This window comes from Leptolyngbya sp. CCY15150 (assembly GCF_016888135.1).
Classification (GTDB): domain Bacteria; phylum Cyanobacteriota; class Cyanobacteriia; order RECH01; family RECH01; genus RECH01.
This window is the reverse complement of sequence record NZ_JACSWB010000283.1, coordinates 1-645: the sequence shown is the minus strand read 5'-3', so window position 1 is coordinate 645 and position 645 is coordinate 1. Positions and strand designations below refer to the sequence as shown.

General features: G+C 47.9%; 1 protein-coding gene. It reads right to left on the bottom strand.

The genetic code is table 11. The annotated features are described in order from the left end of the window. A partial coding sequence (locus JUJ53_RS22265) for a GAF domain-containing protein (protein ID WP_204154251.1) occupies positions 1 to 645 on the bottom strand: 645 nt, incomplete at both ends.

The following is a 645-nucleotide window of genomic DNA, read 5'->3' as shown; positions in this document are numbered from 1 at the left end:
GAGAATGTCCGATGGTGTAAATATCATCTACGACAAAGGATTCTTGCTTAGCATAGCGTCCTCCCTGGGTTTCTTGCAGATGAGTATCTTCCCACACGGTTTTAATATCTGGGCCAACGAGAGGAACCCAGCCGCTGGCAACGGACTCCGTGATAAACTCACCGCTCCAGTCGGGTGTAAATCGGTAAACCCCAACGCGATCGCAATTTAGTACATGACGCACTTCATCTGTTGCAAAGCGAAACATGATCGCTTCATCTTTAGACTGGAGAATGCGCGGCACAAGTTTGGCAACGGTCCGTTCACGTTGTGCTTGCTTAGCTACCTGTTGTGACGTCTCTTCTAGCTGACGGTTGTACTGAATTTGCTGAAGCGCGACACCCAGTTGGGTACCGATTTGCTTGAGCACCTGCAGCTCCTCCTCTTGCCAATCTCGTCGACTAGAATTTTGGTAGGCTCCTAACAATCCCCACAATTTATCTTGGTAGAAGATAGGAGCAATCATATAGGCCTTAACCTGAAACTGCTCCAAGATTTCCACATGGCATGGAGAATGTCCGATGGTGTAAATATCATCTACGACAAAGGATTCTTGCTTAGCATAGCGTCCTCCCTGGGTTTCTTGCAGATGAGTATCTTCCCACA